At 42.9% G+C, this 24619-nt stretch carries 24 protein-coding genes, 1 tRNA gene and 1 pseudogene; 13 read left to right on the forward strand and 13 right to left on the reverse strand.

Translation table 11 applies throughout. The features are described 5' to 3' along the window. Positions 1 to 373 precede the first annotated feature (373 nt). The 5 genes from PN499_RS28680 (at position 374) to PN499_RS28700 (ending at position 4538) form a co-directional block, all read left to right on the forward strand. Positions 374 to 1072, forward strand: coding sequence for a V4R domain-containing protein (locus PN499_RS28680; RefSeq protein WP_272036954.1), 699 nt, complete (start codon positions 374 to 376; stop codon positions 1070 to 1072). Then, the gene (locus PN499_RS28685) at positions 1069 to 1335 is read left to right on the forward strand and encodes a hypothetical protein (RefSeq protein ID WP_272036957.1); all 267 of its coding nucleotides are present in this window, start codon (positions 1069 to 1071) and stop codon (positions 1333 to 1335) included. The genes PN499_RS28680 and PN499_RS28685 overlap by 4 nt, the downstream gene beginning before the upstream one ends. A 239-nt stretch (positions 1336 to 1574) precedes the next feature. Then, on the forward strand, positions 1575 to 2042 hold the full coding sequence (locus tag PN499_RS28690; RefSeq protein ID WP_272036959.1) for a globin family protein: 468 nt from the start codon (positions 1575 to 1577) through the stop codon (positions 2040 to 2042). Between the two features lie 184 nt (positions 2043 to 2226). Further along, positions 2227 to 2892, forward strand: a complete 666-nt coding sequence (locus tag PN499_RS28695) for a V4R domain-containing protein (protein WP_272036961.1) — start codon at positions 2227 to 2229, stop codon at positions 2890 to 2892. Positions 2893 to 3377: 485 nt separating this feature from the next. After that, on the forward strand, positions 3378 to 4538 hold the full coding sequence (locus PN499_RS28700) for a pentapeptide repeat-containing protein (RefSeq protein ID WP_272036963.1): 1161 nt from the start codon (positions 3378 to 3380) through the stop codon (positions 4536 to 4538). A 64-nt stretch (positions 4539 to 4602) separates the two neighbouring features. On the opposite strand, the gene PN499_RS28705 is transcribed toward PN499_RS28700, so the two are convergent. Next, complete coding sequence (locus PN499_RS28705; protein WP_272036964.1) at positions 4603 to 4929, reverse strand: YbjQ family protein; 327 nt, start codon at positions 4927 to 4929, stop codon at positions 4603 to 4605. A gap of 119 nt (positions 4930 to 5048) precedes the next feature. On the opposite strand from PN499_RS28705, the gene PN499_RS28710 reads away from it, so the two are divergent. Further along, positions 5049 to 6149, forward strand: a complete 1101-nt coding sequence (locus PN499_RS28710) for a tetratricopeptide repeat protein (protein WP_272036965.1) — start codon at positions 5049 to 5051, stop codon at positions 6147 to 6149. A 105-nt stretch (positions 6150 to 6254) separates the two neighbouring features. Here the strand turns inward: PN499_RS28710 and PN499_RS28715 are convergent, their stop codons facing one another. The 5 genes from PN499_RS28715 to PN499_RS28735 form a co-directional block, all read right to left on the reverse strand. Next, entirely contained in the window at positions 6255 to 7034 is a 780-nt protein-coding gene (locus PN499_RS28715) for a hypothetical protein (protein ID WP_272036967.1), read from the reverse strand. Next, positions 7027 to 8169 carry an AAA family ATPase gene (locus tag PN499_RS28720; RefSeq protein WP_272036968.1) on the reverse strand — a complete coding sequence of 381 codons (1143 nt, stop codon included), beginning with the start codon at positions 8167 to 8169 and terminating at the stop codon, positions 7027 to 7029. The genes PN499_RS28715 and PN499_RS28720 overlap by 8 nt, the downstream gene beginning before the upstream one ends. 300 nt (positions 8170 to 8469) lie before the next feature. Beyond that, a complete protein-coding gene (locus tag PN499_RS28725) occupies positions 8470 to 10386 on the reverse strand; it encodes a CHASE2 domain-containing protein (protein WP_272036970.1) in 1917 nt (638 codons plus the stop codon). A gap of 161 nt (positions 10387 to 10547) precedes the next feature. Beyond that, positions 10548 to 11591, reverse strand: coding sequence for a tetratricopeptide repeat protein (locus tag PN499_RS28730; protein WP_272036972.1), 1044 nt, complete (start codon positions 11589 to 11591; stop codon positions 10548 to 10550). Positions 11592 to 11718: 127 nt separating this feature from the next. Then, a complete protein-coding gene (locus tag PN499_RS28735) occupies positions 11719 to 13215 on the reverse strand; it encodes an RNA-guided endonuclease InsQ/TnpB family protein (RefSeq protein ID WP_272036974.1) in 1497 nt (498 codons plus the stop codon). Positions 13216 to 13248: 33 nt separating this feature from the next. On the opposite strand from PN499_RS28735, the pseudogene PN499_RS28740 reads away from it, so the two are divergent. Then, a pseudogene (locus PN499_RS28740) lies at positions 13249 to 13353 on the forward strand (transposase); the annotation flags it as partial. A 197-nt stretch (positions 13354 to 13550) separates the two neighbouring features. Continuing rightward, positions 13551 to 15413, forward strand: coding sequence for an alpha/beta hydrolase (locus PN499_RS28745; protein ID WP_272036976.1), 1863 nt, complete (start codon positions 13551 to 13553; stop codon positions 15411 to 15413). Between the two features lie 341 nt (positions 15414 to 15754). Here PN499_RS28745 and PN499_RS28750 read toward each other — a convergent pair whose 3' ends face one another. Continuing rightward, positions 15755 to 16042 carry a cupin domain-containing protein gene (locus PN499_RS28750; protein WP_272036977.1) on the reverse strand — a complete coding sequence of 96 codons (288 nt, stop codon included), beginning with the start codon at positions 16040 to 16042 and terminating at the stop codon, positions 15755 to 15757. Between the two features lie 354 nt (positions 16043 to 16396). After that, on the reverse strand, positions 16397 to 16681 hold the full coding sequence (locus PN499_RS28755; protein ID WP_272036980.1) for a hypothetical protein: 285 nt from the start codon (positions 16679 to 16681) through the stop codon (positions 16397 to 16399). Positions 16682 to 16961: 280 nt separating this feature from the next. Here PN499_RS28755 and PN499_RS28760 point away from each other — a divergent pair, with 280 nt between their 5' ends. Beyond that, complete coding sequence (locus PN499_RS28760; protein ID WP_272036981.1) at positions 16962 to 17873, forward strand: LysR family transcriptional regulator; 912 nt, start codon at positions 16962 to 16964, stop codon at positions 17871 to 17873. Here PN499_RS28760 and ispD read toward each other — a convergent pair. Next, a complete protein-coding gene (ispD, locus tag PN499_RS28765) occupies positions 17839 to 18531 on the reverse strand; it encodes a 2-C-methyl-D-erythritol 4-phosphate cytidylyltransferase (protein ID WP_272036983.1) in 693 nt (230 codons plus the stop codon). The genes PN499_RS28760 and ispD overlap by 35 nt on opposite strands. A gap of 44 nt (positions 18532 to 18575) precedes the next feature. Then, a complete protein-coding gene (locus PN499_RS28770) occupies positions 18576 to 19220 on the reverse strand; it encodes a Uma2 family endonuclease (protein WP_272036985.1) in 645 nt (214 codons plus the stop codon). 324 nt (positions 19221 to 19544) lie between these two features. Here PN499_RS28770 and PN499_RS28775 point away from each other — a divergent pair, with 324 nt between their 5' ends. Beyond that, positions 19545 to 20504, forward strand: coding sequence for a glycosyltransferase family 9 protein (locus PN499_RS28775; protein ID WP_272036987.1), 960 nt, complete (start codon positions 19545 to 19547; stop codon positions 20502 to 20504). A 247-nt stretch (positions 20505 to 20751) separates the two neighbouring features. Beyond that, entirely contained in the window at positions 20752 to 21339 is a 588-nt protein-coding gene (locus tag PN499_RS28780; RefSeq protein ID WP_272036989.1) for a D-glycero-alpha-D-manno-heptose-1,7-bisphosphate 7-phosphatase, read from the forward strand. Positions 21340 to 21472: 133 nt separating this feature from the next. On the opposite strand, the gene PN499_RS28785 is transcribed toward PN499_RS28780, so the two are convergent. Together PN499_RS28785 and PN499_RS28790 are read right to left on the reverse strand one after the other, a co-directional pair. Next, on the reverse strand, positions 21473 to 21835 hold the full coding sequence (locus tag PN499_RS28785; RefSeq protein WP_272036991.1) for a DUF5615 family PIN-like protein: 363 nt from the start codon (positions 21833 to 21835) through the stop codon (positions 21473 to 21475). Further along, positions 21832 to 22176 (reverse strand): DUF433 domain-containing protein, encoded by a 345-nt coding sequence (locus tag PN499_RS28790; RefSeq protein ID WP_272036993.1) that lies wholly within the window; start codon positions 22174 to 22176, stop codon positions 21832 to 21834. The genes PN499_RS28785 and PN499_RS28790 overlap by 4 nt, the downstream gene beginning before the upstream one ends. 262 nt (positions 22177 to 22438) lie before the next feature. Here PN499_RS28790 and PN499_RS28795 point away from each other — a divergent pair, with 262 nt between their 5' ends. Then, positions 22439 to 23698: an MFS transporter gene (locus PN499_RS28795; protein WP_272036995.1), complete on the forward strand. Its 1260-nt coding sequence runs from the start codon at positions 22439 to 22441 to the stop codon at positions 23696 to 23698. Between the two features lie 142 nt (positions 23699 to 23840). Here PN499_RS28795 and PN499_RS28800 read toward each other — a convergent pair. Further along, a tRNA-Arg gene (locus tag PN499_RS28800) sits at positions 23841 to 23913 on the reverse strand. Positions 23914 to 23990: 77 nt separating this feature from the next. Here PN499_RS28800 and moaC point away from each other — a divergent pair. Next, the gene (moaC, locus tag PN499_RS28805; RefSeq protein WP_272036997.1) at positions 23991 to 24509 is read left to right on the forward strand and encodes a cyclic pyranopterin monophosphate synthase MoaC; all 519 of its coding nucleotides are present in this window, start codon (positions 23991 to 23993) and stop codon (positions 24507 to 24509) included. The last annotated feature ends 110 nt before the right edge of the window (positions 24510 to 24619 follow it).

Genomic DNA, 24619 nt, shown 5'->3' on the forward strand with positions numbered 1-24619 from the left:
CGCTTTAGCGCTAAAGCGCAACTACCAACGAAATCCAAAAATCTTACGTTTCGTTACATAGCTTGGTTTTTTATTGCCGACCTACTCAAGCAAGCTTAAAAGACTGATAATTTAAGGTACACAGCAGTGCAGGAAAAAGTGGGGTGTCTTGGGTAATTGCCGGAAGTATCTTCAATATTGCCGGGAAATAAAGTATCTTAGCCGAGACTTACGCAGCAATAACGAAATTCTAACCGCAGCGAAACAAGTGAAGCTTTTTCCTTGCCCCGATTTTTCGTGAGCCTAGCACCAGTGTCATCTTAGCCTTGCCAAAATAGCTCTGCCATTTTCACCCGATGTTGAACAAGTTACATCAAACAGGAGTATTGTGTAAATGATCGCTGCCGATAAAAAAGAAGTCACTAACCCCCAACCAACCCTTAAGCAGCTATATCCGAAAAGCCACAACCATTACAGGTTTAAGGATTTTTTTGCTTTTGACCCCGAAGGCGGTACGATCGCTGACTGGAACGCATCTCGTAATATTTTTACCAGCGAAGACTTCATCATTGGCTTAGTAGAGGGACTTGAAGAAGAAGTCGGCCCTGCTTCGTCAGTGATCATGTACACCATCGGCTGCCAGTGGGGTACTCTAGATTCAGAATATTTCCAGAAATGGTTTGGAGAGGAGTTTGGACACAACGTCCGCCAGTCAAACTTAATGTTTTTACTAGAAACTTGGTGGTGGCCCTTTACAGCTCAAGGTTGGGGCCGATGGGAAGTAGATATGAGCGATCGCAAACATGGGTGCATCTTCATCAACCTGTTTGACTCCGCAGTTGCTCGTACCTTGGGCGATGTAGGTAAACCAGTCTGTCACATCTATGCTGGTTTATTTGCTGGTTTTTTCGGCGCTTTAGTAAAAAAACCACTGAGTTGCATTGAACTTCAGTGCTACTCAATGGGAGAAACTTACTGCAAGTTTCTCTTAGGCAATCCCGATAAAATAGACGCTGCTGCTTTCTGGGTTAACGAAGGTGCAACAGCGCGAGATATCCAAAGGCGGCTGCAAAATGGGGAAAGATTGCGATGAAAACAGATAATTCTTGGTTGCAAAAATCAGTCCAAGATTTTTTTGGTAACTGCAACTGGCTAGGAAGATCCCTAGAAACTCAAAATGGCTCTGCTACTGGTCAAAAGTTGAGTTTAACCTCGTCAGTAGGAGACTTTTTTAGGGCAATTTCTTGGGAAGGCATCCCCGAAGTCGGCGCAATGCCGGCTCCTTTGCCCGTAGCAGTAATTCCTAGTTCTGAATCAGGAGAGGTTACTCTTGATGATTTACTGGATTTATTCTAGCTAATGGCTAATGGCTAATGGCTAATGGTTAATAGCTAATGGCTAAATAGCTAAATAACTAATGGCTAATGGCTAAATAGCTAAATAGCCAATAGTTAACAGCTAAATAGTTAATAGCTAAATAGCCAATGGCTTGTAAACAGCTAACAATTAGCAATTAGCAATTAGCAATTAGCAATTAGCAATTAGCAATTAGCAATTAGCAATTACCAATCACCAATTACCAATTTATTAAAATCATGCACCCTGAGATTGAGGCGCTGCTGGATCACGCGGAAACCCGCTTTCTCAAAAACGAAGAACTCGCAATTTTTAAACGTTATGCGGCAACCTTAGCCCAGCGTTTAAAAGTTTACGAATTTTTGCGGGATAAGGAAGTAGCTATCTTCCAACCTATTGCCAATCAGCTACAAGAAACTTTTCCCCAAGAGAAACAGGAAAATTTAGAGCGCTCCCTTACACATTGGCTTCTAGCTTTGCGTCACTGTGCTATGGCTATGTTGCTGAATGACTCGGTGTTTCTAAAGGAACGATTGTTAGATTGGCTCTCTGGTATAGTGCAAGCTCACCAAAGCCAAGAGATAGAGGCAACTATTTTGAAGCTGTTACAGGCTCGTTTGAAGGAACTACTTTCGGAGCAAGCACTAGCCATATTGCAACCATTCTTAGACCAAGCATCAACTATTTTGGTAAGGCCTAATAGCTAATGGCTAATTGCTAACAGCTAATTGCTAATGGTTAATCGTTCATGGCTAGGCTAATAACTAATGGTTAATCGTTCATGGCTAATACACAAAAAATAGTTCTGACCAAATATTTAGTGCCTAACTCCTGAATTAGCAATTAGCAATTAGCAACCAACAACTAACCACTAACAACTAACCACTAACAATGATTAATATTGCCGAATTACTGACACAGCCTCGCCTCCCTGGAAATTACTTTGCAACTGATGCCTATGTCCGGGGTGACTTGGAACTTGGTTTGCTCGAAAATCGTCGGGGAGATCGTCTCCTAGCGCTCCCAGAAACATTTATTCAAGCTATATATAGTGGCTTGGAACAAGAAACGGGTCAAGCTTCCCGCCTAGTTCTATTTAACTGTGGACGGTGGTGGGGCAAAAATTTCTACGCTCGTTTTTGTGAGGAGGTTAGCGAATACTACGGTAAACCTCTTTCAGAAATGGAAATGGTGGAATTCGTTCAGTGTCTGCAACAGTGCTGGAAAACTCACGGCTGGGGGACATTTGACCTCGATCCCAGCTATACCGAACAGGGATTTTTGATTGTAAAAATTACTAAATCCATGTTTGCTCAAAAAGCTCCTAAGTGGAACTGTCCAGTATGTTTTCTAGAAGCTGGTATTTTGAGCGCATTTTTTACTCAACTAACAGGTCGAGACCTTTACTGCGTGCAAACTACTTGCGAGTCTATGGGTGCTGAGTGCAACCGTTTTATTTTAGGCTTAAGCGATCGCCTCCAACCAGCGGAGGCTATGGTTGAACAAGGTCAAGACCACGAAACCATCCTTACACGCCTGTGTGAAAAACGCTCTTAAGCGATCGCACATCAACCTCTCTATCTTACTAACTCGCTTTCTAGGGGCAATCTCGCTGTGGTTGCCCCCTACTCGGAATCTAGCGATCCCCAATAACTCAAATACAGTTTAGACCTCAAGTCCAGCCAACTGTCTCATAATTAAGCAGATCGATCGATATCCTGATAAATCCAGCTCAATTTTGTATAAATAAAGTTTAAGGCTAGTTGGCATTACTCGCTATAAAGATTTGAATAAATTTATGTATTAATATGGTTAAGTTTGAGAAAGATGACATAATTGTGGGAAAGATTATAAAATATATATTAAAATCATAAATAAGCGGGTTGCATCCAATAGAGCTTTAACTTTTACTACCACGCTCAAGGCTTGGATAAACTACTACTTTATTAATGTGTTTTCAGCAAAAGAGATACAAAAAACCTATCCTGTCTATCCAACCTACTGCTCTATGGGTAGACTTGAAGTCCCCTGCGGAGGTCTAAATGGATGCAACTGAACTGCTAAAGCGATATGCAGAAGGTGAAAGAGATTTCAAGCGGGCAAACCTGCGAGGGCTCGTGCTTAGTGTGGTCGATTCCCACAGTGGCGATACCCCTACCCTCGTTTTGGCAAACATCAACGAACAACAGAATAGACCTTACTTAATTGGGGCAAATCTGAGCGAAGCCGACCTCAGTAAAGCTCATCTCAGCCGTGCCAATCTCAGTAAAGCTGACCTCAGCGGGGCAAATCTCTGCGGAGCTAACCTGGTAGGAGCAAGTCTGAGCGGAGCCAATCTGACAGGAGCTAACCTAACGGGAGCTAACCTGACGGGAGCACATTTGAATTGGGCTAATCTGAGTACAGCCAACCTGAGCAAAGCGAATTTGAAGAGTGCAGATATGAGCGCCGCTAACTTTAGCGGAGCTATCCTCAATGATGCCAATCTTGGTAAAGCCTATTTAATTAAGTCTAATCTTTCTCAAGCTCAACTAAACGATGCAGACTTGACTCAGGCTAACCTCAAAGATGCAGACTTGACTGATGCCAACCTCAGCGGGGCTGAGTTAGCTAGAGCGAATTTAGCTGGAGCGAACTTGACTCGCGCCGACTTAACGAAAGCGAATCTTTTAAAAGCTAACCTTAGACGCGCTGACCTTACTGAATCCTATCTAAATTGGGCTAGTTTAGGGGAAGCAGACTTAAGTGAAGCTATTTTGACTAGAGCAAATTTAAGTAAGGCTGATTTGAGCAAGACTTACCTCAGAAAGATAGTTTTGCACGGTTGTCACCTCAGCGGAATTAACCTCAGCGGAGCGGATCTTGGGGGTTTAGATTTAAGTAAGAAGCTGTTAACTGGGATTAATTTGGCGGGTGCGTATTTGAGTGAAGCTAATCTCAGCGGCGCTTATTTAATAGAAGCTAATCTCAGCGAGGCTAATCTTTGTGGAGCTGATTTGAGTGATGCTTGCCTGATGAAAGCTAACTTTATCGGTGCTCGTATGGGCAATATTAACTTAAGTAATGCTAACCTGACTGGAGCAAAATTATGCAAAGCCGATTTAATGGGAGCTAATTTGCGAGGAGCGATTCTAACGGAGGCAGATATGAGGGGCGCTAACTTAATTGGAGCAATTTTGCCTAATGGTAAGACTTATAACTGAAAATGACAGTTAACAGTTAACTGTTAACTGTTAACTGTTAACAATCTATAGACAAGCCTCTTACCTACCGCAACTTAACAGCAGTGCCAACAGCAGTAATCAACAACAAAGCACCGGAACTATCTATATTAATTGTCCCCGTGTCAATTTCAACACCGATCACAGCATTAGCTCCGAGCCGCTTGGCCCGTTGTTCCAACTCAGCCAGTGCATCTTGTTGCCCTTTCCTAAATACCTCTTCATAGCTGCCAGTCCGGCCGCCAATAATATCGCGAATTCCTGCAAAGAAGTCCCGCAGGGCGTTAGTTCCATAGACTACCTCAGCGGTGACAATCCCCAAGTAGGTATGAACCTCTGCACCGTGAATGATATCAGTTGTTGTTACAATCATCCTTTGTTATCCTCAAACACAAAAATCTTGAGCTGATGGAACTCTGTAGAGGAACTACATCTTGCAACTCCAAGATTCCAGATCGGTCACACACCAATTTCAACAACCTTTAGAACAGCATGGCCGTGTACAAACAAACTCTATTGGCAGTCAGTACCTTGTTGGCGCTAGTTTTCACCACAGCAACGCCACCAGTTGTCCTTGCTGCTGAAATATTAGTTCAAGCTAATCCTCAAATAGCTCAAAATCTCGACGAACTCCTCCGCAAAGGGCGCGAATTAGTTGACTCTGGACAAATTGCTCAAGCGATCGCACTTTATCAGCAAGCCGCCCGCTTAGATACGAAAAACCCGCGCATCTTCTCCGGTATTGGCTATTTAGAGGCTCGCCAGGGTAATTTCCAAGCAGCGGCAGAATTTTATCAACAAGCGATCGCGCTTGACCCCAATAACGCCGATTTTCAGTACGGCTTAGGCTTCACTCTGGCTCATTTAGAAAATTACCCCGCCGCCGCCACCGCCTACCGCCGCGCTACCCAACTGGATGCCAAAAACATCAACGCCTACCTCGGCCTCGGTGTCGCCTTATTCCAGCAGCAAGACTACAACGGAGCTTTTCGAGCCTACCAACAGGCGATCGCTCTCGATCCTAAAAACTCGCAAGCCTATTCCTCACTGGGTATGGTATTGCTTCAGCAGAGGCGCTATCCCAACGCCGTGCAGGTACTCCAACAAGCTGCTCAACTCGCTCCCAAGCAAGCAGGAGTGCAGCTTAAACTGGGGACAGCATTGCTCCGCAACGGTAATACCTCTGAAGGTATAGCAGCTTTTGAACAAGCAGCCAAATTGGAACCTCGCAATGCTGACGTGCAGTTTGAGGTAGGAACGCTATTGAAGGCTCAGAATGATATGGAAGGGGCATTAGCAGCTTATCAGCGAGCAGTGCTGGCAAAACCACGTTTAATCGAAGCACACGCAGCTATTGGAGAGATTCAACTGGAAAAAGAAGATTATTTTTCAGCAATTCTTACCTTTCGCCGCGTGATTAATTTAGATCCAGAAAATGCGAACGCTTACTATAATTTGGGCATTGGACTCTTAGCGCAGCAACGGAAATCTGAGGCGATCGCAGCTTTTGAGCAAGCTCGCGACCTATACAAGCAACAAAGGAAAACTGAGGAACTAGAAAAAACTGAGGAAATATTGCAAGAACTCAAATAGGCTAATGGTTAATGGCTAATTGGTAGTGTAACCTACATTCCGCAACCTTAGCGGAATGTAAGGTATTGGCATAAAGAGGGAAATCCGAAGCCAAGGCGATCGCGCTTAGTCTTTGTACTCAGATAAAAAAATTGGAGTTAATCGTTCCTCGATTTCAAGAATATAGGCTGCTAACCCCGTATCAACACCTCTTTTTCGTAGATGTTCCAGAGGGGTTTCTTCCCAACACTGCTGTTCGCGTTCCATCTTGCCCCCTGTTACCATTTCCACAACTACTTTAGAATTTCTAATTCTCTCTGGTTCTTCCCCTGAATTAGATCGTAATCTGTGTGACTCTTTACAAGGGTCAAAGCTCAATTTAGTTGTTATATCTTTTAAAACTTGCTCTTCCTCTTGATTAGATGAAATAAACCCATTCAAAACCCACGCTTCGCGTTTGGGGTTGGCTGTACCAATTACAATTTCTAATTGAGGTTGTCCCTTAATGTGTTCTAAACGCGCTTGCTCAATACCTGTTCTTCGCTCCGGTTGATTGTCTAAATCGCGAATAAAAATAACCGCTTTAATCCGTCGTTTTTTTTGAAGAAGTCGTACTAAATTCAGAATCTTTATGCTGGCTGCACCATCAGCTTTTAGTGGCTCACCTTGACTATGACCTCTAAATCTGGGGAGATGAAACCCCGATCTTTTAGCAGAATCAATAATCGCATTAATATCTCTCCAACAGGAATGCTCTGTATATTCTTCTAAACCACTCCAACGAAATAAATCTTTAAGTAGTTCAGGCTCTAACCAATCTACTTTCTCCACTAAAACCCGCTCAACTAATTTAGTAGCGGTTCGTGCATCTGCGCTACTTTCTACAATCACAACCAACTCAATCATTTATTTCTCCTGCAACCACCCAATCTTCCCCCTCAGCATCCCAAAACTCGCCAGTGGTTAAAGTTTGTTTTGCCCATTCTACATCAGGATGTTCATTCAACCGTTTAGAACGAGTAAAACCTGATTTCGTGTTACTTAATACATGGACTTGAGAAGGATTTAGCTCATCCACAATATACGGAGAATGGGTAGAAAAAATAATCTGTAGATTAGGATTAGCTTGAATAATTTCCTTAAAAACAGTCATCAAGTCTCGTTGTGCTTTGGGATGAAGCCCCTGCTCAATATCATCTAATAACACTAAATTTGGTTGTTTAGGATTCATCAGGACAGTCAATAATCCGAGAGTGAGCATAGTTCCTTCACTAATAGCATGGGATGGAATTCGCTCACCCGTATTCATATCTAGGACAACTTCTTGCCCGATCATCTCTTGACTTTCTTCGTAGAAGATGGATTTTCCATCAACTTCAATCGATCGTTGACGATTAATTGGAACCTTCGCTCGTCTTACCCCTATCTTCCTTACACCTGGTACAATCCGTTGCAACATTTCCTGTAAGGTTTGGAATTTTTCTGGAGCCTCTGCACGAATATAGTCCAAGGTGGGTGCTAACAATGAGCTATCAAAATCTAGTCGGGGTTCAATTTCATCGCTATAAGCTGCTTTGGTTAAATCGCTGGCTACTAACTTAAGATGAACTGCATATCTCAAGGATTTAATTATGGGATAGATTATGGGATAGGGAACTTTGCTTAATGAGCTTGACTCTCCTTCTACCTTTCCATTATCTTGATCTGCTTTCCATGATGCTGTAGGCAACCAACCCAAAAAGTCTTCTTCCCATTCATAGGAAGCTTCCCAATTTTTACGAGTGGCATACTCCCAGAAACCACTTCCGGTAACGGACATCTTAGATTGTCCAATTGTTGTAATAAATTCAGGCGATCTTTCATTTTGAAAAACATTTTTCACATCAGAATTAGTAAGCATACTAAGATAATGTATTGCTTGCAAAACTGATGTTTTCCCAGAACTATTCTGCCCTACGAGTGCGTGGAGGCGCGAACTATCTAAATTAAGTTCTGTAGATTTATGACTTTTGAAGTTAACAAGTTTTACCTTTTCTAACATTTGATTGCTAACATCCTTCTATAAGGTTAGACCGCCGATATTGTACAATATTTAACAAAATGCAACTACTATCAGTATCTCTTTTTTCTCTTACAAAAATTAGACGATATAAATTATAGCACAATTTCTACCCTCCTTACTATCTAAGGCCACAATTTTTACTCACTATAGGAGTCACCAAGACTATTAGACATAAACTTTCTCTATCTCACTGGCCCGTTCAACTCAAGAGCAAAAGCCTACAGTTAAGATATCTCTTACCAAATTAGCAATTAGCAATTAGCAATTAGCAATTAGCAATTAGCCATTAACCTTATTTTTCCCAATAACCCGATAAACATCTACAGTTTGATGCTTACCCTTCAAAGCTAAAGGCCCCCAGTGTTCTACCAAAAACTCTCCCCGAATGTGAGTTAAAGTTTGATGAGCAATTAAAACCCGACAAGTACCGCATTGGCGCTCTTTTTCACAGCTTTCCAGCCGAGAAGCAATATTAACACTGTCTCCCAAAAGCCCATATTCCGAGCGCTCCTTTCCTCCCAAACTACCAGCAACTATTGGCCCAGTGAAAATCCCAACTCGCATTTCAATCACTGGTAAACCTCGCTGTTGCCAATCCTGATTGAGTACCTCCAAGCGATCGCCCATTGTTAAACCGCAAGAAACGGCGGCCCTAGCATCTGCTGCGATCTCGTTGGGTGTCGTGCGAGGAATGGGGACACCAAATGCTGCCATAATACCGTCGCCTGTAAACTTATTAATAATGCCGTGATGACTTTGTACTGCTTCGGTCAAAACACTCAGATATTCATTCAGCCATTCCATCAACTTTTCTGGTGGCATTTGTTCGGAAATCGTGCTGAAATCTTTAATATCAGTAAATAGCATAGTCGCTACCAACTTTTGCCCCGGCAATTTACCATCTTCAATCAGGCGATCGCGACTTTTCCACAATACCGCCGCCACTTCTGGCGAAGTATTCTGCCCCAACAACCGCATCACAGTTTTTTGCTGCTGCTGCACCTGATGGGCTCGATAAGCTACCACAGTCGCACTTGTACAAATCAAAGCCAAAGCAGGAGTAGCTACGGGTACCCATTTATAGTCAATAAATAGTGCCAAACCCATACCACAGAGGATACCTAGCAGCGTTGGGCAACCTAGGGCAAAGACCAGAGGATGGCGGCTACACCATGCTAAAGCACTCCCGATCAAAGCCCAAGAGCCAATCCACAACATCTCTACCCATTCCGGCCAAAACTTGAACAAAGGGCGATCGCCTAAAACTGCATCCAAAATTTGGCTAACCATTTGAGCGTGAACCAGTACCCCCGGCATTTTCGGGCTTGTGAGCTTAGCAGGACTATAGGGCGTTAAAAACACATCTCTACTACTGGGGGCTGTAGTGCCAATTAGTACAATTTTGCCTTTCACCAATTTGGGATCGACCTGCCCATACAATAGCTGGGAGATGTTGATTTGTTGTGCTCCAGAGTCGTGAGAGCGATAGTTAAGTAGAATTTGATATCCTTTCTCGTCAATATTTTCATACCCTCCAGAATTAGCCTTTAAAGGCAGAAAACTTGCTTTCCCCCAATAGATCAGATCTTTATTATCCGGGTCGTTTTGGGGAATGATGTTCCGAGCAGAGAGATAACTCATCGCCAGCCGTAAGGAAAATGAGAAGTCTTTTCCACCAAACATTAAATTACGGCGTACAGTACCGTCGGGGTCAAGTACAATGTCGTTAATACCGATGCGTTCTGGAGGTACTCCAGGGGGTGCTGGAATTCCCAAAGATGGATCGTCACCGAGATTTTTAATCGCGATGATTTTCGGAGACTTAAGGATGGCTGTGAGTCGCTTGTTTCCAGGTTCGTAGGGGATCTCTCGGTACAAATCCATACCAATAACTTCCGGTTGAAACTGGGATAATTTTTCCAACACTCGGGCGATGACTTCATCGGAAAGGGGCAGTCGATTGAAAACTTTTTTATCATCCTCGGTGATGGTGATTACTAACAGGCGCGGGTCTGGCCCCTGGTCGGGGTCAAGCCGTACCATTGAGTCGAAAACCATCAATTCTAAGGTTTGGAAGCCTCCAATCTGACGCAGTGCGAATACAAAACCCGTCACCACTACAGTTGCGATCGCCACTGCATATAGCCCTGTGAAGTCTGGCCATTTTTTAATCAACCGGGGAAACTTTATTTTCACGATCGCCCTGGATATGAAACAAAACCCTACTGATGCTGACGATCGGCTTGGGTTTCTCGTTACGGCGCAGCGCAAGCCTGCAATTAACAATTAAAAAATAAAAATGAACTCTCACCCATTTTAATTTTTAATTATTAATTTTTAATTTCCCTTTCTATTAGTCATTGCCCGGATTTTTGCCCTGTTAATCGTTTAATGCTCTCTAAAGCCGTGCTTTCCCCTACTTTGTCCCCCGTGTCTTGGGCGATCTGCAAGGCTCGCTGATAGGATTCTAAGGCTTTAGGGGACTGACCGAGGCTTTCGTAAATGGCACCCATGTTGTTGAGCAAGCGTCCGACGCTGGTTTTGTCGCCAATCGCTTCTAGCATCACTATAGCCTGTTGGAAATAGATCAGAGCTTGAGAATCTTTACCGAGTTTGCGATAGGTCAGCCCCATGTTGTTTAAAAGCCGTCCGACACCTGCGCGATCGCCAATTTCCCGACGAATTGCTAAAGCTTGTTGGTAAAATTCTAAGGCTCTGGAATACTGACCCATGTTGTAATAAATGCCGCCCATGTTGTTGAGGGTGCGGCCTAAGTCGCGGCGATCGCCAACTTCTGTGCGAATTGTCCGCGCTTGCTGGTAAAACTCTAGGGCTTTGGGGTATTGACCTTGGTCGCCGTAAACTGCTGCTATGTTGTGGAGAGATTCTCCCTCTCCAGGGCGATCGTCCTCAGCTTTCGCTAGCTGCAAAGCTTGTTGATGCAGTTGCATCGCTACAGAAAGTTTATCCCCAGCGCGGTTAACCACGCCGATTAGATTCAGGGTATGACCAGTGTTGCGGCGATCGCCTATTTCCCGATTTATGACCAAAGCTTGCTGCAAAACTTCTAGTGCTTTGTCATATTCCCCCATGTCAGTGTAAACTTCACCGATACTATTGAGGGTTGCTCCCACACCTTTCTTGTCGCCTAGTTGCTGGCGGATTGCCAAAGCTTGTTGATAAGTTTCCACCGCATTTTGAAATTCACCTTTGCGGTATTGCTCAGCACCCTTTTGAGAAAGTTGGTTTGCTTCTGTTTTGCGGTCTGTGGCGGCGATGAGACTAGCATCCCCTGGAATTGGCGCAAAGGCGATCGCGCTCGATCTTTCCCCTACATTCAGTGCAGGTGAGATGGCGATCGCAATAGCTGCGAGATAACGGAAGTGGTGATGGCAATACACCAAGTGAATCCTCCTTTAGCAAGATGTAAATTTTACGATTGAGTCTTGTGCCAATTTCTACATCTTTCGACTGAGAACAACCGGGAATGTCAGGTTGACACTCCCACCCCTGAAGGGGATGGGATTCTTAAGAGATTTCGCCCTTAATATCCCAGAGAGACAATTGCTTGTACTCTGGGTTCTCGCCCACACGCCGTTTGCCATTTAAAGGCAGCGTGTTAACTGACGAGCGTTCATACAATTTAACCTCAAAGAGATTCAATTGTACTGGTTCCGACGAGTCCCGCCGTACCATTTTTGGTTTAATCATTTTGACAATATTTAACCCGTAGGCTTCTATTGCCTTAACTTTTACATTCCTTGCAGCTTGTACATTTGCATCATCAATATGTCCGCAATTAGTGCAAATAAACTTTTCACCATTGCGACTGTTTTTGTCGATGTGCTTACATTTACTACAAGTCTGACTGGTATATTTGGGATTAACTTTATACAATTTCTTGCCTGACTTCACAGCCAAATATTCAAGTTTTTGAGTTAAGCCATACCAACTTGCATCAGCAATAGAACGATTCAATCCACGCTTTGCCGATTGACCGTTAGAGAGAAATCTACCAGATTCAGACTTGACGGGTTTACACCGTTTCATCATGTTTTTAACTTGTAAATCTTCAACGGCAACAGCATCACTTCTTTCGAGAATGCGTTTAGCAACATTCCACTGATAAGATTCTCGTCGCTGTTGAATTTTATTATATAATTTGCTCACTTTGAGTTGAGCTTTGCTACGATTTTTGCTTCCCTTTTGCTTACGACTAACGCGATTTTGCCTAATTCGCATTAACCGTTTAGTCTTTTTATTGGTAGCAAAATGCGGGTTGTCAATAGCACTGCCATCAGATAAATAAACTAACTTGCCCAACCCCAGATCGCAACCAGTAATAGTTTTGATTTCATTATCTGGAATTACTGGGAAATCTGGAATATCTTTGTTTTCGATTCTGACTGAAACGTACCATCCATCAGACTTCTGTCTAACCGTTACCGTCTTAATTTCAAATGCCTCTGGAATAGAACGCGAGTCGTAAAACCGCATCCATCCAATTTTAGGCAAATATATTTTATTGCCTTTAATCTTTACTCTTCCGGGTTTGTAACTAAACGATTTAAAGTCGTGACGGCGCTTGAACTTAGGAAACCCTGCACCCTTAAAAAACTTATTGAATGATTCATTGACTCTGGCAGGAATCGACTGCAAAACTCCGATATCAATGCTTTGATACCAAGGTCTTGCCTCTTTCAATTCTTGCAGATTTGCATCTTGCATTAAAGATGCTGTGCGCTTAGGGGACGTATCTTTGTTTCCATCTTTCTTGGCTTTACCGCCGCCATCTTTCCAGGGATTAGCCAATTGCGTTCCCTTGACTAAACTGCAACTTAAAGGCGTAATTTCAACTTGTGTTTTTAAATCGCAATAGTTGCCCATAAGAAATTGCTGATGCCAACCATCAATTCGGTCTCTTAGAGACCAATTGTAAGTGGCTCGCAACATATTGAGCCAGTCGGATAATTTATCGGACTGCTGGTTAGTGGGGCGCAACTTGTATTTATAACTTAAAATCAAATTTAATCACCTCCTAAAGTCATCATACAATATCTTAAAAATATCCCCTCTCTTTGGACTAGAAGTTATTTTTGCGGTACAGTTGGTAACGCCTCTGAAGAAACTGTTAAAAAATATATTGAAAACCAGAAAACTTGAATGCGGCCGCATCCTTAGCGCCTATCCCGACCCCTGAAGGGGCGATGCTTGCGGCGCGACCAAATTCTGTCAGCTTAAATGCGCCCTAGCAAAACAAGCAATTACTCAAACATTCCAGGGAAACTCTAGGAATGAATGCCCTATAGTATATAGTATTTTTGGGTAATTTCTGCTTAAATCCTGAGTTAATCAAAGATATGGACGATAACACTTGGAAAAACGATTGCAACTGGTTAGAGTCTATAATCCGCAATTCTGCTCCTTTCTCTGACGGGTGGACAAAGGCACGGATCGTACAGCTAGCTTATCCCGCTTCCCCTGGCGCTGCCACTCCAACTACTGAGGAAATCGTCGCTAGATTGCGATCGCTGTGCGATTTGAAGCAGTATCCCATGTTTGCCGAAAAGGTGGATGCAGATTATGTAATTAACACTCTCAACCGTTGGCATAATCGCCAATTTACTCAAGCTTTCAGTCGCAATTTCGAGATTTACGCCGATTGCAATCATCCTAATGTATTCTTAGTCAGCAGCACTGCTAGCACTTCTCTAAATATAGACCGAGAACTGCCACCAAAGCGTTTCCGACCTCTATTTAATGTTGATGAATTAGCTCAGATCGTATTGTCTTCTGGATGCGAACGCTTAACGATGCGAATTCACGGCTATGCTACTCCTGGGTCTATTTTCTATAATAATTTTATTGATGAAGCCGACTCATTAACTCTCAAAGATCCGATTAAAAATATCGCTACTTTGGAAGAAAATCATTTTTATATTGGCTATCACTGGCCGAGCGAAAAACCGCTTGTCAGTCCCGGATTGTGGGCTGACTATCGCTATAATTGGGGAATCATCCTCAAGTTTTTGATTGTCCTCGGTGTTTTAACATTTATTTCTGGTTCTCTGTTATATTTGTTCCTTAAACTGTTAGTAGTACCTCTACTTTTATCTTTTAGTTACTTCCCAGAATTAGCTAACTTTTGGCAATGGCTAAAGTTTCGCGAGACAGCAGAATTGGCAGTACAATGGCATTGGATTATTGTCACCGTATTTATACTCTCTCTGTTAGTGGTACAGATGATGCGGATCATTGTTTATCAGCGCGATCGCTATCGGGCCATTCACTACGGAGCTCCCGATTTTTCTGAATTCTTTTGGCGGCTGGATCGAGCATTGGGAATAGATGAAAATCAACCAGTCAAGGCTAAATTTTCTAATCAATCGGGGAAGGGGGAAGCGGAAAGTGAGGACAACAAACAAGTTAAAGCAGCCAAGACTAACTCTAGAATTGCTGTCAATTTAATGGGACACAGTTTAGGTGCTTTGGTAGTGGTCAATTCCTTACGGATTTTGTCTGATAGATTTGGTAAAGATGATATTGATGTAGATGACAAGCGAGAGATTGGAGATTATTTAATATTAGAAAAGTTAATTATGTCTGCACCAGATATCCCTTTAGAGTTTTTGCGGGAAGGACGTAATAATTATGTGCGTTCAGCTATTCTTCGTTGCCAGAAAATTTATTTATTTTCCAGCGATCGCGATATTGTTCTTCGCTATCTTTCTACTCTAGCTAACTGGTGGGTTGAACCCAGTTTAGAAATGTCTGGTTTGCGGTTAGGAAATATTTATCTAAAAGAAGTAAATAAAGGATCGAAACCAGTAAATAAATCGGAAGATACGACGAAAAGTTATGTGCCTTACATTCGCATTATGGTTCGTTCTCAACTAGCAGCTAACCCCACTTCTGCTTATGAGTTATTTGAAAAATTCAACTATATCGATTGTTCAGAAATGAGAGGAGTCAATAGCGTAAAATTGCCTTTAAACAAGTTTACAGGTCTCGCAATTGATTTGATTAATATCGTTTCTTTCTTATTCGGTAAAATCGATGCTCATGGAGGATATTTTTGGACTGAAACTCCCAGTTTTGCTATAGTTAAATTTTTGCTGACAAATCAGCACATTTCTGAGGAAGAGATGGAAGCTGGAATTAATAGTTTGATTGGCAATTCTATCCGCTTTTGGCCGAGTCAGCCATTGCTTTGTAAGAAGTGATTGGTAATTGGTAATTGGTAATTGGTAATTGGTAATTGATAATTGATAATTGATAATTAGTAATTGGGATACACAGATTTTACAGATTCCTCTGATTTCACAGACTAAATAATCATCAGTTTAACTAATCCGTGTAATCCGTGTAATCGGTAAAATCCGTGTTCATAATTGGTGATTGATAATTGTAACGCCGCCATCTTGGCGGTAAAGTCACCGCTAAGATGGCGGCGTTACGGATATTTTAGTAATTATTATAAAGGTAACTTGTTGCACTTTAGCTCTCAATCATAGGTGCTGTAGCGCTAAAGTGCAAACATATCTGGCAATTGCCATAATCGCGTTTAACGGACTACTGTTAACCGATCCGTAAATTGGTTTGTTATTGCTTTCTTCTCATCAGTCAGGACTTCCAAAATTAAGGGGATTTTACTCAAAGCAGAAATTACAGCAAAATTTTTACTTAAAGGAAGTGAAACTTTCTCTCCACTTCTTAAGATGATATCTTGTTTGTCAATAGTTATCCAAGCGGTTCCTGACAAAACTTGCACATCTCGGTAGGCTTTTGGTAGCCTGAATACTTGATTATTTTCAAGTTTAATAGCGGTAAATTGGGAATTGCGTTCAAACATAGCCGTAAACTCCCTTAATCTGTTTGAGTTGTAGGAAAAATTGACGCGATAATTTAGCAGAGAGATAGCAATCTAAAGTAACGTCAATTAGATAACTTCAGTATTTTGTATGTCATGACGCTGCTTTCGCTAAAGCGCAACAACGTACCTATATCTCTACTTTCATCTATGACTGTCCATCTGCAAAGGTACAGATTTTTCAAGTTTTACTAGAACAGTTGCCATAGTATGTAACTGTTCTAGTCAAATTTCATCAATCTGTACTAGCTAAGAACATTCTTATCAATGCTAGCTACAGATAGTTGCTCAGAAATATTGCTGGTACAATTGCCAAAAAAGCGCGATTACCCTAAACTATTTGTAGTAATGTTGCTCAATCCAAACTCGCATTTCATCTTCAGTGACCGCAGATGTAGAGCGACCTGTAGCCGGATCGTAAGCGTGCCATAAGGTATTGCCCAACCGATCTGATGTTTGCCAAAGTCTGAGTTCATCGCGGCAGATAGCGGCTGCAAGTAAAGACTCAAAAATGTGCTTTAGTAGGGATAATAAAGGTGGCTGTTTGGTTTGAGACTCTTTCCCCGGAATTGACGTAACTTTTAGCTTTTCTGGGTCTAGCCACTTCTCATAGGTTTGCATAGCAGCACTCCTCAAGTGCGAGACTGTATTCGTTGTTTTCTCTGTTAAACTCACTTTAACAAGTTATAAATAGATATTCAAAGCATGGCTTGAATAGCTTACATGAATAAAATCGATAGATAGATTTTCCCATCCCCAGTCCTCCCTCGATCGCAATCTAGTAGGACTTACGTAAAACTGTTGGTAACGCCGCCTTCTGGGTGGTTTATTTACCCCGCAGAGGGAGGCGTTACGTAAGTAATACGTAAGTCATAATCTAGGCAAAACTGACACAAAGTAGATGAAAGAAATTAATACGCGCAAAATGAAAATCTCGCAGTTACACGCCTTGGTTGCAGTAGCTGACTGCGGCAATTTTAGTGATGCTGCTTTGTCTCTAGAATTGTCGCAGTCCGCAGTCAGCCATGCGATCGCGAGTTTAGAAGAAGAATTAGGCGTGCCCCTATTTCACCGAGGCCGTCACGGTGCTCACCTAACGCCAGTAGGAGAGAGAATTCTCGCTCACGGTCGCGAAATTCTGCAATCCTTAGAGATGATGGTCAAGGAAGCTTCCCTAGAAAGAGGTTTGCAGGGGGGATTAGTGCGAATTGCCTCTTTTCGTAGCGTGGCGACTCACGTACTCCCCGGAGTGATTGCCAACTTCCGCCGCCGTTTCCCCAAAATTGCGGTCAGCATTACGGAAATTCCCCATACTCAGGGTGTGGAACAAGCTGTGCGATCGCGCCGCGCGGATATTGGTATTGTTACTATTCCCACTTGCGATGAATTTGAAACTAGGGAACTTTTGCGCGATGAATACATTGTGTTGTTACCGCCGAATGCCAAATTAAAAGGTAATAAATTTACCTGGGAAGATTTAGCTAGTTTCCCCTTAATTTTAGAACCGCCGGACTATAGCTGTTCTTGGCCGATTCGCAATTACTTGACGGCTGCGGAATTGCTTGTAGATATCGCTTACGAACTTAGCGAAGACTCAACAATTCTCAGCATGGTTGTCCAAGGTTTGGGTGTAGCAATTCTCCCGCGTTTGGCTGCGGAACCGATACCGGAAGGGGTACAGGTGTACAGTTTGCCAGTTCCTCTGGAAAGGATAATTGGGGTAGCTGTTTTGAAAGATGCGCTGTTAGTACCGGCGGTGTTTGCGTTTTTGGATACGCTTAAAGGTGCGCCTGAGCTCGTTGCCGCAAGATAAATTCTGCGATCGCTAAATCCATTGGCGTTGTCACCTTCAAATTGGTCTCCTCTCCCTGAACAATTTGGACTGGCAAACCGCATTTTTCAAACAAAGCCGCATCGTCTGTGACTTCCCATCCCAATTGACGGCCTTTGGTATGACAATCTTTCAATAATTCCACCTTAAATCCTTGAGGAGTTTGGGCCGCCCAAAGTTGGCTGCGATCGGGGGTATCCTTAACTAAACCAGTTTCATCAGTAACTTTAATCGTGTCCTTAACTGGGACAGCCGCAATTAAACCCGGAAACTGAAACAACGCCTCAGCGCAGCGATTAAACAAATCTGGCGTGGCCAGACACCTCGCGCCGTCGTGAATCAAAACTTGCTCTGCTGTGGCTGGAAGCGCCTGCAAACCGTTGTAAACTGACTCTTGGCGAGTGGCACCTCCATGAATCAGTAGGACTGGCTTAGTCAGAGGGAAATTGGCCAGGATTTCTTGAAAGTCAGGAAAATCTGCTGGTTGGCCCATAATCCCAATCCAGGTAATATGTTCCGAGGCTTCAGCGACTTCGAGAGTCCAAGCCAGTAAGGATTTGCCCAATAATCGTAGCAGCAACTTATTGCGATCGCTGCCCATCCGCCGGCCACTGCCTGCGGCGGGAATTAATAAATGCACGATGACTCCTTGATTGTAGTTTGTTAACTAAGTAAATCTATTTTTTATTCAATTTGTGTCCTTACCAAAGCCCGAAAAGCTTTCATTGTTTTATTTCTTCCCTCAATTTTACTTTGTTCTAAATACTGAGCGATCGCTCGATCCAGCAATGGCAACCCTTGAAAATGAGGACTTTCACTAACCTGTACGTATCGCCCTGCTTGCAGCACGTTGATTTCTAATTTCTTCCCATTAAATCGCCACAGTTCTCCGACTCCTAATGCTTGATAATTATTAAACCTCGTGCGAGAAGTAATGTCAATTTCAATTGCTAAATCTGGAGGCGGATCTACAGTTAAATCAATACGTTTTTTTCCTCGAACGGCTGCCTCATTTTCAATATAAAAACAGTCATCGGCTTCTAGTCCCTGTAACATATTTTGACTTTTAAACGTGGTCGAACCCAGACTGCGAAATTCTATCTCATATTCTTCCAATATGGCTTTTACAAAGTCAGCAATCATTACTTTATCATCTTCATGTTCCGGTAAGGGCACCATAATTTCTAATACTCCCTGACTATAATTAATCCGCGTCCCCCGTTTTTCAGCATACTCCTCTAACAGTTGTTCGTACATTTGCCAACTGACATCGGTCATCAGAAGTTGCTGACCAGGGGAGACGATGATTTGTTGAAGTTGGACTTGCATAGTTTCCTCCTGTAGAGTTAGGGATTCACCGCTGAATTATTTCAGCTAATCGAGTTTAGGGCTGTTTCATTCTCAGGAAATTAAGGCTTTGTAGGGTAGCGCCCCAAGGCTACCCCAAGGCTACCCCAAGGCTGTTTCATTATCTTGTGGGTTCAATCCCTCGCTCTGCTCGGTTGCCCCGTAAGGGTTTGGGGGCAGGTACGGGGGCAGTGCCCTACACAAACCGGCCTTTCGATCTGAGAATGAAACAGCCCTGCCTTATAATCCTGATTTGATAAGTATTTCTTCCTTTAGAATATCGGTTAGTAAGCTCAAGTGACTAATATGCGAATTGTTGCCCTTATTCCTGGTGGAATTGGCGATCAAATTTTGTTTTTCCCCACCCTGGATGGATTAAAACAACTTTATCCGAATACTCAGATTGACGCGATCGTGGAACCAAGGGCCAAAGGTGCCTACCGTGTCTGCAAGTCTGTCAAAGAAGTTATCCCATTCGATTTTAAAGACAGCAATGCTTTAGCTGACTGGGGAAACTTGCTGGGTATTATCCGCGATCGCGAATACGAAGCTGCGATCTCCCTGGGACAGCGCTGGAGTGTCGGACTCCTGCTATGGTTGACTGGTATTAACAAGCGAGTTGGCTATGCTGGCGGCGGTTCTATTTTCCTGACGGACGCGATACCGCTAAAAACTGAGCAGTATGCTGCGGAAATGTATCACGATTTACTCCAAGGCTTTGATATTAATACGCCCTGTCCGCCCCTGGCAATTAATGTCCCCAAGCAAGACATACAATGGGCTGAAGCGGAACAGCAGCGTTTAGGGATTAAAGATAGCGGTTACGTTTTGATTCACGGCGGTTCTAGTCAGTTGGCTTTGTCTAAGGGGATTGACAAAATTTACCCTGTGGACAAATGGCAGCAGATTATTCAAGATTTACAACAGCGACAGCCTAATTTGCCTGTGGTGGTGGTTAAGGGGCCGGAGGATGCAGCTTTTGTGGACAAATTAGTGGAGTCTTGTCCGCAGGTGTTGGCGATCGCGCCTGATGATATTGGTAAGTTGGCCGCTGCGATCGCTGCTGCTAATTTGATGCTATGTACTGACAGTGCGCCGATGCACTTAGCGGTAGCAGTTCAGACTTATACGATCGCCTTGTTTGGCCCTACTGACCCAGCGAAGTTATTGCCAAAGAGCGATCGTTTTATTGGCCTTAAATCACCTACCGGTAAAATGGCTGACATTTCACCTCAAGACGTTCTCAAAAAAGTCTGGGGAGGGTAATTGTTAATGGTTAACAGTTAACGGTTAACTGTTAACGGTTAACAGTTAACGGTTAACTTAATAAATAAACACTTCTATAACTTGTAGGGTGGGCGCTCGCCGACTAATCTCTTAAGCTATCATCTACAAATTTTTTCCGGCGAGCGCCCACCTTACGTTTATACAATAGGCAAAGAAACTGAGTTTCTTAGAATAACTAATAACTAATAACCAACAACTAACAAACAACTAACAACTAACAACTTCAATGAAACAAGCAGTTTTTCTAGATAGAGATGGAGTATTAAATATTGAAGCTGGATATATTCACCGCATTGAAGATTTAAACTTAATTCCGGGAGTAGCTAAAGCAGTACGTCAATTAAATGACAGAGGAATATTTTGCTGTCTAGTTTCTAATCAGTCTGGGCCAGCCAGAGATTATTATCCAGTTAGCCATGTAGATGCACTCCATCAACGTCTCTGTAATTTGTTAGAAATAGAAGCAGGCGCAAAATTAGATGCTCTTTATTATTGTCCTTATTTGAGCCAACCAGAAGGCGGAATCAACCCCGAATTTACGCGCTGGACTACTTGGCGAAAACCGAATACGGGAATGTTAGTAGCAGCAGCTTGGGAACAGGATTTAGACTTGCAAAATAGTTTTATGGTGGGGGATAAAGCCACTGATGTTGATATGGCTCATAATGCTGGTTGCCAAGGGATTTTAGTGCAGACTGGATATGGTGAAAGTGTGCTCAGTGGGGAATATCAGCATCATACTAAACCGGATTTTATTGCAGCGGATTTAGCGGTAGCAGTTGAGTGGATTTTAGGGCGAATTGATGTTGATTAAACAAGAAAGCAAAAGTCTATCAACTCCATTAGTCCCCGTATAGTCCGCGTAGGTGTTCACTGAGCTTGTCGAAGTGCGGACTTAGTTTGTGTAGCCGCGATTTCAATCGCTGGGATATTTTGTAATAAGTCCATTAAAGGTGTGGAATATACTCAATTCTATCTTGATATTCATTTTCAAAAGATGCCCCTGCAATTTCCCTTAAATTCTCAATTACTCTACCGATATTTGCCTTAAAGCGAATTGCAATAATCCCTGGAACGTGACGATTTTGTGCTATGTGTTCAGCTAAATGTACTGGCATAGAACGGCGGTTATTAGTCACAAGAACAAAATTATTTTCTTCACACCAGCACAATATTTCAGGATCTTGAGTGCCTTTAGGCGGGACACCCAAATCACCTACCATCAAGACAATTAAATCTGGTTGATGATATAAAAGCTGCGCCCGATATTCAGGAGACATATTTTCATCTATCAGGTATTTAATTGTCATAGACTAACTTTTTCTTGTTGTGATTCTGCGATTTTTTGTGCTTTTAATTCTCGCATTCTCAGCACAAAAGGTGACGGATTTTTATCATACTCTGCTTCTGCTTTGAGGCAATATGCTACCCAATCTCCTACATACTTGCCTACTGTTTCCTGATTTTCCAAATAATACAGGATTGTTGCATAAACTTGAGCAAGCGTGACAGTGCGAAACTGTTTGGCTATTTCTTCAGGAGGTTTGCCATTGTGGATGTATTCAGAGAGTATATGTTCAATCCCAACTCGCGTTCCTTTAACCCGGATATCTTCGGGACTAAGAAAGTCGAAATAGTCTTCTGGCTGCATAATTTTTATCCTCAATTTTACTAATTATAGTAAGAGGTTCAAGTTTATTCTAGTTTTGATAATCATTAAATTAGCAGGTACGCGATCGCATCTACATTCCTAAATCCCTGAAAGTTTGTTACAAAGTAGAAGTAGCACTTAGGACACGGCGACTTCACCCAGTCTATCCCAATTCACCCGATTGGGTGAGTCAAAGGTAGGAAGTGCGATCGCGACCCTCAGCCATAACCTGATAAAATCAAAATCAACAGGAATTTGTCAATTGAACGTTTTTAGCACCCTTGACCCCCAACGAAGGCGTAGCCTGCAAATGTTATTCATTGCAGGTCTATTATTTTGGTGTAGCTTAGGTTCCTTACTCCCAACTTTGCCTCTTTACGTCCAATATGTGGGCGGTACAAATCAGCAAATCGGCTTAGTTATGGGCGCTTTTGCCATCGGACTATTGCTATCACGACCCTGGTTGGGGCCGATGGCCGATACTAGGGGTAGAAAGCTGGTTTTACTTGTGGGTGCGTTAGTAGCAGAACTCGCGCCAATGGGTTATTTATTTGTGACATCAATCCCTTTGTTGCTAGTAATCCGGGCTTTTCATGGCATTAGTATTGCCGCTTTTAGCACTGGTTATAGCGCCTTGGTGACAGATTTATCCCCGGAAGGACGCAGGGGAGAATTAATTGGCTATATGAGTTTGATTACTCCGGTTGGTATCGCTATTGGGCCGGCTATGGGCGGATATTTACAAGCTTGGGTGGGTTATGCACCTCTATTTGTGATGTCTTCTAGTCTAGGAATGTTGGCTTTAATTTGCACTTACCAGGTTTGGGAACCTGGTTATATAGATACTTCCAAGATTAAGCAAAAATCTCAAATCAAAAGTCAAAAATCTAATGAGATTTTGTCTTATTTTCAAATGCTTTGGAACCCTCGCGTTCGCATTCCCGCTTTAGTTTTGATGTCCGTTGGTTTGGTATTTGGGGCTGTGAGTACATTTATGCCTTTGTTTTTACAACAGACAAAGGTAAATTTAAATCCAGGACTATTTTACTCGATGGCCGCGATCGCCAGTTTCGCCATCCGTTTACCCACCGGCAAAGCTTCCGATCGCTACGGTCGCGGCATCTTTATTAGTGGCGGCTTGGTCTGCTATGCTCTTTCTATGGTAGTTATGTGTACGGCCAATAGCAGCAATGCCTTTTTGCTAGCAGCCTTATTTGAAGGTATTGGTGGCGGAACAGTGGTTCCGATGATGGTAACGCTAATGGCGGACAGGTGCGAACCTCACGAACGAGGTCGTCTGTTCTCCTTGTGTGTGGGTGGGTTTGATTTGGGAATTGCGATCGCAGGCCCTATACTAGGCGTAGTCGCAGAATTTTTCGGCTATAGAAATATGTTCGCGATCGCCTGCATACTCGCTATCTTCGCTACAATCCTATTTATCACCAAATCCAGCAAAGATTTACCCCACTCTCTAAGGTTCTCCCTCGGTCAAGGTAAAGATGTCTACGCGCTGAAGAATTAAAAATTAAAAATGCAAAATTAAAAATGAAAAGAGAATTAAAATATTTTTCCCCATTTTTAATTTAAAAATGCAAAATTAAAAATGCAAAATTAAAATATCTTTCCCCATTTTTAATTTTTAATTTTTAATTTTTAATTTAAAACGGGCTTGGAGGGATTCGAACCCCCGACCTCATGGTCCGTAGCCATGCACTCTATCCACTAAGCTACAAGCCCTGGTTGATTTCAGATTTTGGATTGTTCAACCCAAAAGTCTTTTTCACACCAAAATTAATAATAACACAACTTCCAAAATGACGCAATACCTCCAGCAAAATTCTTCTAAATTGCCCACAGAGAGTCAACTAACTCATCTAGACGAACGCGGCGAAGCCCAAATGGTGGACGTTTCAGCCAAAGCCCCCACCCTCCGCCAAGCCGTAGCCGCCGCCCAGGTACGGATGTCACCGGAGACATTTGCCGCAATTCAAGCTGGCAATGCCCCCAAAGGCGATGTCTTGGGAACCGCAAGACTCGCTGGCATCATGGGGGCTAAGCAAACTGCACAATTGATTCCCCTCTGCCATCCCTTGCCCCTCCAAAAAATAGAAGTTCAGGTGATACCAGATGCCGAGTTACCGGGGTATCAAATTCGCGCTGAGGTCAAAACCAAGGCAGAAACAGGTGTGGAAATGGAAGCTTTGACGGCGGTTTCCGTGGCCGCGCTGACGTTGTACGATATGGCGAAGGCTTTGGAAAAGTCGATCCAGATAGAATCAATTCGATTGGTAAGTAAGACAGGTGGTAAATCGGGGGATTTTGTTAATAGTTAGGGCTTGCTGAATCAGTGCCCGGAGGTGATGCAGTCTGGGTTATGCGATCGCGGAGGGAGAGTATGGTGCAAGAAAAACAGGTAAAATAGGTCAAAAGCCTTGCATCACCC

This window comes from Kamptonema animale CS-326, assembly GCF_028330895.1.
Lineage (GTDB): Bacteria > Cyanobacteriota > Cyanobacteriia > Cyanobacteriales > Microcoleaceae > Kamptonema > Kamptonema formosum.

Coding starts and splice junctions, on each gene's coding strand:
- PN499_RS28680 (WP_272036954.1), top strand. CDS start 374: ATGATCGCTGCCGATAAAAAAGAAGTCACTAACCCCCAACCAACCCTT.
- PN499_RS28685 (WP_272036957.1), top strand. CDS start 1,069: ATGAAAACAGATAATTCTTGGTTGCAAAAATCAGTCCAAGATTTTTTT.
- PN499_RS28690 (WP_272036959.1), top strand. CDS start 1,575: ATGCACCCTGAGATTGAGGCGCTGCTGGATCACGCGGAAACCCGCTTT.
- PN499_RS28695 (WP_272036961.1), top strand. CDS start 2,227: ATGATTAATATTGCCGAATTACTGACACAGCCTCGCCTCCCTGGAAAT.
- PN499_RS28700 (WP_272036963.1), top strand. CDS start 3,378: ATGGATGCAACTGAACTGCTAAAGCGATATGCAGAAGGTGAAAGAGAT.
- PN499_RS28705 (WP_272036964.1), bottom strand. CDS start 4,929: ATGATTGTAACAACAACTGATATCATTCACGGTGCAGAGGTTCATACC.
- PN499_RS28710 (WP_272036965.1), top strand. CDS start 5,049: ATGGCCGTGTACAAACAAACTCTATTGGCAGTCAGTACCTTGTTGGCG.
- PN499_RS28715 (WP_272036967.1), bottom strand. CDS start 7,034: ATGATTGAGTTGGTTGTGATTGTAGAAAGTAGCGCAGATGCACGAACC.
- PN499_RS28720 (WP_272036968.1), bottom strand. CDS start 8,169: ATGTTAGAAAAGGTAAAACTTGTTAACTTCAAAAGTCATAAATCTACA.
- PN499_RS28745 (WP_272036976.1), top strand. CDS start 13,551: ATGGACGATAACACTTGGAAAAACGATTGCAACTGGTTAGAGTCTATA.
- PN499_RS28750 (WP_272036977.1), bottom strand. CDS start 16,042: ATGTTTGAACGCAATTCCCAATTTACCGCTATTAAACTTGAAAATAAT.
- PN499_RS28755 (WP_272036980.1), bottom strand. CDS start 16,681: ATGCAAACCTATGAGAAGTGGCTAGACCCAGAAAAGCTAAAAGTTACG.
- PN499_RS28760 (WP_272036981.1), top strand. CDS start 16,962: ATGAAAGAAATTAATACGCGCAAAATGAAAATCTCGCAGTTACACGCC.
- PN499_RS28770 (WP_272036985.1), bottom strand. CDS start 19,220: ATGCAAGTCCAACTTCAACAAATCATCGTCTCCCCTGGTCAGCAACTT.
- PN499_RS28775 (WP_272036987.1), top strand. CDS start 19,545: ATGCGAATTGTTGCCCTTATTCCTGGTGGAATTGGCGATCAAATTTTG.
- PN499_RS28780 (WP_272036989.1), top strand. CDS start 20,752: ATGAAACAAGCAGTTTTTCTAGATAGAGATGGAGTATTAAATATTGAA.
- PN499_RS28785 (WP_272036991.1), bottom strand. CDS start 21,835: ATGACAATTAAATACCTGATAGATGAAAATATGTCTCCTGAATATCGG.
- PN499_RS28790 (WP_272036993.1), bottom strand. CDS start 22,176: ATGCAGCCAGAAGACTATTTCGACTTTCTTAGTCCCGAAGATATCCGG.
- moaC (WP_272036997.1), top strand. CDS start 23,991: ATGACGCAATACCTCCAGCAAAATTCTTCTAAATTGCCCACAGAGAGT.